The organism is Pseudophaeobacter leonis (assembly GCF_002087335.1).
GTDB lineage: Bacteria > Pseudomonadota > Alphaproteobacteria > Rhodobacterales > Rhodobacteraceae > Pseudophaeobacter > Pseudophaeobacter leonis.
In genome coordinates this window covers 1-10,040 of the sequence record NZ_MWVJ01000009.1, presented here as the reverse complement: position 1 = coordinate 10,040, position 10,040 = coordinate 1, and the positions used below count along the sequence as shown (strand labels likewise).

Here is a 10,040-nt window from a genome sequence, read left to right as displayed (position 1 = left end):
GACGCCCGAGGACACCATCCACCAGCCAATCGCGCCTTGCACGCCGCCAAGAACCCCGGGCAGCGCCAGACGCCCGGTCCAGCCGGTGGGGATCTTGCGGGCAAGCAGAAAGCCAAAAAAGCCAATGGCCCAGATCAGGCCCATCACGCGACCAAGCTGGCGATGGCCCCATTCCCACCAGTAGATCGATTTGAAATCCGCCAGCTCCATCCACTGGTTTTCAATCTGCCACTGGTCAATCTGTTTGTATTTGTCGAATTCAGCCTGCCACTCGACCTCAGAGAGCGGCGGCAGCGCGCCCGTCACCGGGCGCCATTCCGTAATGGAAAGGCCGGAATCCGTGAGCCGGGTCAGCCCGCCGACCACGATCATCGCCACCACCAGGGCAAACAGGACCAAAAGCCAGGCCCGGATAGCGCCCCGCGCGCCGCCGCGATCACGGTCAATCATTCCGGGGGTGGCTACGGCGGTCTCGGCCTTGGTGCCGTCGACCTCTTCAAAAATGCTGCGCTTGCTCATGCTTGCCTCTTTCAGATCTGCCGCCAAGCTAGGGGCGCGGGTCGCGAAGGTCCAGTGCATCCAGATGATTGAACGCTACAGAAACCATTTTTCAGGAGGGGTCTGAGGATCGTCACCTTCCGCACGGGCGCTGTGTTTCCAGCGCACCATCTGCCGCATGACACCGTGCAGCATCTGAACATCCGCGCGGGTCAGCCGCATCCGGCTGAACATATTGCGAAACACCACTTTCATGCCGGCAGCCTTGGTTTCAGGAAAGAAAAACCCGGCCTCATCCAGACGGTCTTCATAGTGGCTGACCAGAGCCTCAACATCGCGGCCGGTCGCCCAGTCCGTCTTGCCCAACTCGGTAACCTCGGCCGCGACATCCTGCATCTGACGCTGCCATTCATAGGCGGTCAACAGCACACATTGGCCAAGGTTGAGCGAGGCAAATCGGGGTTCACCGGCACCGAAATAATGGCGTTTGCCCGGGCAATATCGTCGTTCTCAAGACCGGCGCGCTCGGGGCCAAACAGCACTGCCACCTTTTCGCCGCTGAGGATTTTCTCACGCGCCAGTTTCATCGCAGCTTCCGGGCTGTAGACCGGCTTGACCAGCTCGCGGGGGCGTGCTGTGGTGGCAAAGACAAAAGAGCAGTCCTCAAGGGCGGCAGGCAAATCCTGCGTCAGTACCGCCTCATCTAGGAGACGTCCGGCGCCCGAGGCCATGGCAACCGCTTTGGGATTGGGCCAGCCATCACGGGGGCCCACGATGCGCATTCGGTCCAGACCGAAATTCCACATGGCACGCGCAGCCGCACCGATGTTTTCCCCCATCTGAGGGCGGACCAGAACAAAGGCGGGTTGTGGCGTGTCGCTGGGCATCTCTTCCTCCGCAAAATACCGCCCTGCTGTAGTCGGCGCACGCCAGATGAGCAACCCACCTGCGCTCTTCAACGGGCTTTTGCACGCCTCATTTAGGGTTTGTCCCCTGAGCGTCGCAATATTGTCCGGTGCCTTGCCATATAAATCTGCGTGGCACTGTGTAATTTCCTCAGGAGCACTGCGTATTTGCCCCTGCCCGCGCTGGCAAAACCTTGCGTTTGGCGACAGATACGCTAAAACCCCTGCTTCAAAGTGAACAGGAGTGAGCTGCATGGACAATGCCTCAGAAGCCCCCGAAGCCCCGCAGATCTACCTCATCTCCCCCCCGAGCTTTGAGCTAAGCCGGTTCCCCGATATTCTGGCGCGCGTGTTGGACAGCACCGAGATTTCCTGCCTGCGCCTCAACCTTGCCAGCCGCGACGAGGACACGCTGAGCCGGGCTGGAGATGCCCTGCGCGAGGTATGTCACGCTCGGGAAGTCGCCATTGTAATCAGCGACCACCAAATTCTGGCAGAGCGTCTGGGTCTGGATGGTGTGCATCTGAATGATGCGTCAAAATCGGTCCGCACCGCGCGCAAGGCACTGGGCCCTGATGCCATTGTCGGCAGTTTCTGTGGCGCCACGCGACACGACGGTATCGCCGCCGCCGAAGCAGGCGCTGACTATGTTAGCTTTGGACCTGTTGGCACATCCGGTCTTGGGGATGGTGCTGTCGCCGGGAGTGATCTGTTTGAATGGTGGTCGCAGATGATCGAGGTTCCGGTGGTCGCCGAAGGCGGGCTGACCGAAGAGCTGGTGCGCACCGTTTCGCCCTTTACGGATTTCTTTGGTCTGGGCGATGAGCTCTGGACCTCTGACGACCCTGTCGCCACCCTGCGCCGTTTCATGGCGGTCCTGGGCTGAACAAGTCGCCACAAAGAATTTGAACCTGAATGGCGCCGCAGGAAACTGAGGCGCTATTTTTTTTGGCCCAGCTCCTTTGGCACTATTTCTCCTTTGGCACCCTTTCCATTTGCCCCGGCTACAGCGGAATGCGTTCAAAAAACCAATAGCCGCCAATCAACGCAATGGTCAGAGAGGCAGGAATGGCAACCCTGCCGCGGTATTTGGGATGGCCGCCAAACCAATAGCCCAAACAGCCATAGGCAAGGGCGATCACCGCCAACTGACCAAACTCTACCCCGACATTAAAGCCCAAAAGCGCTGGCACCACCTGATCCTGCGGCAGGCCGAATTCGCCCAGAACCGTCGCGAAGCCAAGCCCATGCAGCAGGCCAAAGCCAAAGATCACAAGGGTACGCCAGCTGTGCAGTCGCCGCGCAAAGATGTTTTCAACCGCAACAAACACGATCGAGGCCGCAATCAGCGGCTCTACAATGGCAGGGTTCACAGACACCAGGCCCAGCGCCCCAAGCGCCAGAGTGATGCTATGGGCCACAGTAAAGGTGGTCACCTGCCACAACAGCGGCCGGATTCGCAGGCTGAGAAAGAACAGCCCCAGCACAAAAAGGATATGATCCAGCCCCTGCGGCAGAATGTGGTCAAACCCAACCGGCACATAGCTTTGAAACACCTGCCAGGGCGTCTGGACCGCTCCGCCCTTTAGCACAATCGCCGGGGACTGGCCTCCGCCCAGCAGATAGCCGGTATAGGGGTCGGGCACACCGTTTTGCCGCAGTACCACCGCGCCCGAACCCTGCGGCCACGTTAGTTTGAGGTAAAGCGCTGTGCGCGGGATGTCCCCCGTGAGGGTGAGATATGAGGCGCGCGCAAGGCTTACATCTTCAATCTCTGGGATCGTCAGGCTGTCCAGCTGCAATGCCACCGCACCACCTGCCTCCAGCTGCAACTCAGGCAGCCAGTCTTCGACAAAAAGGCGCGCCATGGGGCCCAGCTCAGCCTCATCCATATTGCGCAACAAATCATAGTCCAGCGATTTGTCGCTGGTATCGGTATTTGCACGTCCGTCCAGATCGATGCCTGCAACAAAGGCCTCAAGGTTCATGCGCAGCTTCAGGCTGATTTTGCCGTCCTCTACGTTAAAGTCGGCAATAGTCGGCGTGACCTCATGGCTCCGGCCAACCCCCGGCAAGCCAAAGAGCACAAGGCTTGACAGGATCAGCAGGATGCCCACCCTGAGGGGGCTCAAAAGAAAAGTTTTCAAAATGCCCGTTTTCAAAATGCCCACTGTCTCGATCCGCTCGCTCCGTCTCATTCTGCTGGTTGCGCTCAGTCTTGCAAGCCTCTCTTTCGGGAGTGCTCCAGCATTATCCCACGAGTTTTGGATTGAGCCGGAAAAATATCAAGTCAATTCCGACGGCACCCTGCGGGCAGGCCTTAGAAATGGTCAGATGTTCAAGGGAGCCCGCCTGCCCTATTTCGAGCATCGCACCCGGCGTTTTGAAACCATACAGGGTGGGCATATCGCCCTATGTGGGGCGCATGGGCGATATGCCAGCCCTGGTTCTGGAAGAGCTACAGGCGGGGCTGCTGATTGCGCTGCATGAAACCACCCCTGATCTGATCACCTACAAGACATGGGAGAAGTTTGCCCGTTTTGCCGCCAACCAGGGGTTTGGCGATATTTAGGCCAAACATAGCCAGCGCGGCCTGCCGGACTCTGGATTTGTCGAGCGCTACAGCCGCCATGCGAAACTGCTTGTCGCGGTTGATCACGGCAAGGGCGCAGATCGCGCCTTTGGGCTTGAGACCGAGTTTGTCGCGCTGAAGAACCCCTATACCCTCGATATGACTGCAGCGCCCGCGCCTAGATCGGTGACTTTGCCTGTACAGCTGTTTTATCAGGGCGCACCACGCGCATTGGCACAGGTGGAGATCTTTGAGCGTGCGCCTGACGGGGTGGTCCAGAGCAGCCTTGCAAAAACCGACACCACGGGGCTGGTGCAGGTCCCTGTACGCGCACAGCACAGCTATTTGCTGAATGCGGTTGTGTTGCGCGCTGTTGAGGGAGATGCCAAAGTGGTTTGGGAAACGCTCTGGGCCTCGATGGTTTTTGCCGTCCCTTAGGTACGGCTCCCCTTTCGCCTGCCGTTTTCACCCTATTGCTGTGGCTATGGTGCTTGCGAGGCGCGACAAAAGGCGCAATAGAGGCCGCATGACACAGGATATTTCATCTCCCGCCACCCCCTCAGCCGCTGCCCTGCAGGTTCTTTGCATTGGTTCTGTCCTCTGGGACATTATCGGTCGCAGCCCGGCTGAAATGCGGCGTGGCTCAGATATGCCCGGACGCATCACCAGGCTGCCGGGGGGTGTTGCGATGAATATCGCCATGACCCTAGCCCGGTTTGGTCTGGCACCAACCCTGTTGAGCACTATCGGGCGCGACCCCGAAGGCGATGAACTGATTGCCGCCTGCAGCCGCCTTGGCTGCCGCACTGATTATCTCTACCGATCCGAGGATCTGCCAACGGATCGCTATATGGCTGTTGAGGGCGGCAATGGATTGATCGCGGCGATTGCCGATGCCCATTCTCTGGAAGCCGCCGGCGACAAGATCCTGCGCCCGCTGATGGATGGCACACTTGGCACGCTGGAGGCGCCCTACGCCGGGGCTATCGCGCTAGACGGCAACCTTACGGCGTCGCTGCTGGGGGAAATTGCCACCGGTCCCGCCTTTGCCAAGGCGGACCTGCGCGTCGCCCCCGCCTCTCCCGGTAAGGCAGAACGCCTGCGGCCGTTTTTAAACCGCACCCGGGGCACGCTTTATGTGAACCCCGAAGAGGCCGGGCTGTTGTGTCAGGATAATTTTACCAACAGCGAAACCGCAGCAATGGCCCTGCTGGATCGCGGTGCGGCCCGCGTGCTGGTGACCGATGGCGGTGCTGCGGCCAGTGAGGCCTGCGCCGCAACCCATTGTGTCATCACCAAACAGCCGCCCCGCGTCACGGTCGCCCGTGTCACCGGCGCTGGCGACACCTTTATGGCGGCGCATATCGCAGCCGAAGCCCGTGGAGAAGACCGTGATTCCGCTTTGGCAGCCGCCCTGCAGGCCGCCGCCACCTATGTTTCAGGAGAACCGCCGCTGTGATCAAAATCCAGTATTCGTCCGAAGTCCGCGCCGCACAGGCCGCAGGCACAGCCATTGTGGCGCTTGAAAGCACTATCATTACCCACGGCATGCCGTTTCCGCAGAACGTTGAGGTCGCAGCCCAGGTTGAACAAGACATTCGCGATCTCGGCGCGACGCCTGCCACCATCGCCGTGATGCAGGGGGTCTTGCATGTGGGGCTTGAGCCCGACCAGCTGCAGTCTCTGGGTCAGGCCAAAAACGTGGCCAAGGTCTCGCGCGCGGATATGCCGACCTGCATCGCCATGGGCAAAACCGGAGCTACCACAGTGGCCGCGACCATGATTGCCGCCCGTCTTGCGGATATCAAAGTCTTTGCCACGGGTGGCATTGGCGGGGTGCACAAGGGCGCTGAGACCAGTTTTGATATCTCTGCGGATCTGATGGAGCTGGCGCAAACCGAGGTTACCGTAGTTGCCGCCGGGGCAAAGGCCATTCTGGACATCCCCAAAACGCTTGAAATTCTGGAAACTCAAGGCGTTCCGGTGATCGCCTACGGTCAGGACAGCTTTCCCGCCTTTTGGTCTGCCCAGTCTGATCTGGCAGCACCGCTGCGCATGGACAATGCCGCCGAGATCGCCCGGGCGCATGCCACCCGTGGCGCGATGGGTCTGCCCGGTGGCCAGCTGATCGCCAACCCGATCCCCAGTGATGCTCAGATCGCGGCCGAGGTGCTCGCCCCGGTGATTGCCCAGGCGCAAAGCGAAGTCGACGCGCAGGGTGTGTCCGGCAAGGCGGTCACGCCCTTCCTGCTGCAACGGATCTTTGAGCTCACCGAGGGCAAATCCCTGACTGCAAATATCGCTCTGGTGCGCAATAATGCGCGTCTTGCCGCTGAAATCGCCAAAGAACTGGTCGCGCTTAACTCTTGAGTGACTTTCCTTTGACTACGGCATTGCTCAGGCGGCTATCAATACATAGGTTCTGCCTGAGGTTCTGCCTGAGGTTCCGCCTTGCTCCAAAATGATTGTACCCAATGACCACACCCTTTGATGAAGAACCCATCCGCCATCGCTCCGGTCTGTTTGCCCGGCTGCGCTCGTCGTTTTTCACCGGGATTGTCGTCATTGCCCCGGTTAGCCTGACGCTCTGGCTCTTGTGGACCGTAGTGGGCTGGGTCGATGCGGTGGTGTTGCCGCTGGTGCCCAACACCATTTCGCCAGAGCAATATATCGGCATCAACCTGCGTGGCATCGGGCTGATCTTCTTTTTGCTGTTCACCATTGTCATCGGCTGGATCGCCAAGGGCATCATTGGGCGATCGCTGATCGGTTTTGCGGAAAACCTGGTCAACCGTATGCCTGTGGTGCGCACGATCTATTCCGGCATCAAACAGATCTCGGAAACCGTGTTTGCCCAGTCAGAGCGCAGCTTTGAGAAAGCCTGCCTGATCCAGTATCCCCGTCGTGGTATCTGGGCGATTGGCTTTATCTCCACCACCGCCAAGGGCGAGGTCTCTGACCGTGCCGACACGGGTGGCACTCTGATGAGCATCTTTCTTCCCACCACCCCCAACCCAACCTCGGGCTTTTTGCTCTTTGTCCCCAGCGATGATGTGATCGAGCTCGATAGGGGCGTCGAAGATGCTGCCAAGCTGGTGATCTCGGCGGGGCTGGTCTATCCAAACCAAAAAACCCCCAGCACGCCGGAACTGCCTGCTGAAGAATAGGCCCTAGCCTCTGTCGGACCATGGCAAAAAGGGAAGGCATCACGCCTTCCCTTCGTCGTTGTGGGCTGTGTGCGGCGTGGAGCCGATCTAGAGCGCGGTCCAGCCGCCATCCACGCTGAGGGTGGTGCCGGGGGTCTGCGCGGCCTCTTCCGAGCAGAAAAAGACCGTCGAGCCGCCCAATTGTTCAACGGTGGCAAATTCACGCGATGGCTGGCGGTCCAGCATGACCTTTTTGATCACCTCTTCGCGCGACATATTGTATTTCGCCATGGTGTCCGGGATCTGTGCCTCCACCAGTGGCGTCAAAACATAGCCGGGACAGATGGCATTGCAGGTGATCGGCTCTTCCGCTGTTTCCAGCGCCACGGTTTTTGTCAGACCAACAACCCCGTGTTTGGCCGCAACATAGGCCGACTTGTACGGCGACGCGGTCAGCCCATGGGCCGAGGCAATGTTGACCACACGCCCCCAGCCAGCCGCCCGCATCATCGCAAAGCAACCGCCGTGGTGTGAAAGGCCGAGCTGAGATTGATGGCGAGAATGGCATTCCAGGCATCAACAGGGAAAGTCTCGACTGGCGCCACATGTTGTATGCCGGCATTATTGACAAGGATATCACAGTGCCCCGCCGCCTCTATCAGCCCCCGGCAGGCCTCGGCGTCAGACATATCGGCGGTGCTGTAGCGGGCCTTGCCGCCAAACTCAGACGCGATCTGAGCTGCCAGTTCGTGGTCTTCGGTCCGGTCGGTAAAGGAGTTGAGCACAACATCGGCCCCCGCCCGCGCCAGCTCACGTGCAATGCCAAGGCCGATGCCCGAATTGGACCCGGTGATCACCGCAGTTTTTCCCTGGAGTGTCATCATTTGTCCCTTTCTTGTTTTTCTAAAGACGTTGGCGGCATCTTGCCATGCTGCACCGCCAAAAGAAACGCGTAGGACTACTTAGACCGGCACCTGTTGTTGCAGGCTTCCTGGTGCACGCAGACAGGTGTTTAGTCAAAGCCTGCCCCCACAGGCCATGCGAGGCCACACAGAGCCAGACTGCGGCAGCCAGACAGAAGCGACCAGACTACGCGGGAACAAGAGAGAACTGCCAAAAAAAAACGCCCGCACGAAGCGGGCGTATAGTTATTGAGGCAGGTTTCATACAGGCAAGAAACCTATCGAGCAGTGACTCTGTTATACGCAATTTCGCGCTTTCCTCCAAGCTAAAAGTTTGAAATGACGGAGATGCACCTAATAAGTGTTGACCCAAGAAAATAAGGGCAGAACGGGATTGTTGCCAAAGTGAAGTCAGAATTTTTCCAAAAACTGCAGGCCGTAACATTAGGAATCTCCCTGTTTGGCGGGGCCCATTTTGCACAGGCAGAATCATCCCATGGCATAGCTATGTACGGTAACCCCGCCTTGCCAAAGGATTTTGTCTCTCTGCCCTATGCCAACCCGGCCGCTCCCAAGGGGGGAAAGGTTGTCTTTGGCAATACCGGCGGCTTTGATACGCTTAACCCCTTTGCCCAGAAAGGCACGCCTCCCTGGCAGCTCAGATTTTGGGGATATGAGAGTCTCATGGGGCGGTCCTGGGACGAAGCTTTCTCTCTTTACGGGCTGTTGGCCGAATCAGTTAATGTAGCTGAGGACCGATCCTGGGTGGAATTCACCCTGCGGGATGAGGCGCGTTTCTCAGACGGAAGCCCGGTCACAATCGAGGATGTGATCTGGTCCTATGAGCTGCTCGGAACCCAGGGGCATCTTCGCTATAGGGGGTTTTGGAACAAGGTCTCCGAGATCCGCCAAACCGGTCCCCTAAGCCTGCGCATCACCTTCAATACCAAAGACCGCGAGCTCGCTTTGATTGCCGGGATGCGCCCCATTTTGCAAAAAGCACAATGGCAGGACAAAGATTTTGCCGCCTCCGGCCTCTCTGAGGCGCCCATTGGCAGTGGTCCCTATGTGATCGAAAGTTTTGAGGCAGGCCGCCAGCTCACCCTGCGGCGCAATCCTGACTATTGGGGCAAGGATCTGCCGTTTCGTGTTGGCACCCAGAACTTTGACCAATTGCGGATCGACTTTTTCGGGGACCAGACCGTGTTGTTTGAGGCCTTCAAGGCCGGAGAGCTCACCAGCTTTCGGGAATTCAACGCGGATAAATGGGACAGCGCCTATGGGTTCGCCGCCGTCACCGAGGGCCGGATCGTCAAAAGCGAGATCCCGCACCAACGTCCCTCGGGCATGACCGCCTCGCTTTTAACACCCGTCGCGCGCCCTTTGATGACTGGCGGGTGCGCGAAGCCTTCCTGCTGGCGTTCAATTTTGAATACATCAACGAGACCATCACTGGCGGTGTGCAACCGCGCATCACCTCTTATTTCTCAAACTCTCACCTTGGCCTGCAGCCCGGTCCCGCCACAGGTCGCGTGGCCGCCTATCTGGCGCCGTTTGCCGACACACTGCCTCCCGGAGCACTAGAAGGCTATGCCTTGCCGCAAAGCGACGGCACCAAGCGCAATCGCAAAAATCTGCGCAAAGCCATGGACTTGCTCTCCGAGGCGGGCTGGACCGTTGAGGGTGGCGTGTTGCGCAACGCGCGCGGAGACCCGCTCAATCTCAGCGTGCTGCTGCGTCAGGGCGATTCAGAGATGAAAACGGTGATCGAGATCTATGCCCGGGCGCTTGAGCGTCTGGGAGTGTCTTTGACGCCTGAACTTGTTGACAATGCACAATATGTTGGGCGGCAGTCGGAGTTTGACTTTGATCTGACGCGGGTGCGGCGCGAGCTGTCTCTCAGCCCGCGGCAACGAGCAAAGGCTATACTGGGGCGCCCAGGGCGCCAATCAGCCCGGCAGCCGTAACCTGATGGGGATTTCCTCTCCTGCTGTGGATGCGATGATTGATCATATGC

General features: G+C 59.0%; 8 protein-coding genes and 3 pseudogenes. 7 read left to right on the top strand and 4 right to left on the bottom strand.

Going from position 1 to position 10,040, the window contains the following annotated elements; genetic code table 11:
- Both B4968_RS04225 and B4968_RS04220 read right to left on the bottom strand, forming a co-directional pair.
- Positions 1–519 (bottom strand): COX15/CtaA family protein (locus B4968_RS04225; protein ID WP_139792567.1); only part of this gene is annotated, 519 nt, incomplete at its 3' end.
- A 75-nt stretch (positions 520–594) separates the two neighbouring features.
- Positions 595–1,385: pseudogene (locus tag B4968_RS04220) on the bottom strand (RNA methyltransferase).
- A gap of 271 nt (positions 1,386–1,656) precedes the next feature.
- Here B4968_RS04220 and B4968_RS04215 point away from each other — a divergent pair.
- Entirely contained in the window at positions 1,657–2,289 is a 633-nt protein-coding gene (locus tag B4968_RS04215) for a thiamine phosphate synthase (RefSeq protein WP_083096930.1), read from the top strand.
- Between the two features lie 118 nt (positions 2,290–2,407).
- Here the strand turns inward: B4968_RS04215 and B4968_RS04210 are convergent, their stop codons facing one another.
- Positions 2,408–3,553, bottom strand: a complete 1,146-nt coding sequence (locus B4968_RS04210) for a HupE/UreJ family protein (RefSeq protein ID WP_241525538.1) — start codon at positions 3,551–3,553, stop codon at positions 2,408–2,410.
- A gap of 275 nt (positions 3,554–3,828) precedes the next feature.
- Between B4968_RS04210 and B4968_RS25540 the strand changes: the two genes are divergently transcribed.
- From B4968_RS25540 to B4968_RS04190, 5 genes are all read left to right on the top strand, one after another.
- Positions 3,829–3,975, top strand: a complete 147-nt coding sequence (locus tag B4968_RS25540) for a hypothetical protein (RefSeq protein WP_338153197.1) — start codon at positions 3,829–3,831, stop codon at positions 3,973–3,975.
- Positions 3,976–3,996: 21 nt separating this feature from the next.
- Positions 3,997–4,413 (top strand): DUF4198 domain-containing protein, encoded by a 417-nt coding sequence (locus tag B4968_RS25535; RefSeq protein ID WP_338153198.1) that lies wholly within the window; start codon positions 3,997–3,999, stop codon positions 4,411–4,413.
- Positions 4,414–4,501: 88 nt separating this feature from the next.
- On the top strand, positions 4,502–5,434 hold the full coding sequence (locus tag B4968_RS04200) for a PfkB family carbohydrate kinase (protein ID WP_083096925.1): 933 nt from the start codon (positions 4,502–4,504) through the stop codon (positions 5,432–5,434).
- Positions 5,431–6,345, top strand: coding sequence for a pseudouridine-5'-phosphate glycosidase (locus B4968_RS04195; RefSeq protein ID WP_083096923.1), 915 nt, complete (start codon positions 5,431–5,433; stop codon positions 6,343–6,345). The genes B4968_RS04200 and B4968_RS04195 overlap by 4 nt, the downstream gene beginning before the upstream one ends.
- A 104-nt stretch (positions 6,346–6,449) precedes the next feature.
- Entirely contained in the window at positions 6,450–7,142 is a 693-nt protein-coding gene (locus B4968_RS04190; protein WP_083096921.1) for a DUF502 domain-containing protein, read from the top strand.
- Positions 7,143–7,229: 87 nt separating this feature from the next.
- Here the strand turns inward: B4968_RS04190 and B4968_RS04185 are convergent.
- Positions 7,230–8,002: pseudogene (locus B4968_RS04185) on the bottom strand (3-hydroxybutyrate dehydrogenase).
- A 426-nt stretch (positions 8,003–8,428) separates the two neighbouring features.
- On the opposite strand from B4968_RS04185, the pseudogene B4968_RS04180 reads away from it, so the two are divergent.
- A pseudogene (locus B4968_RS04180) lies at positions 8,429–10,040 on the top strand (extracellular solute-binding protein); the annotation flags it as partial.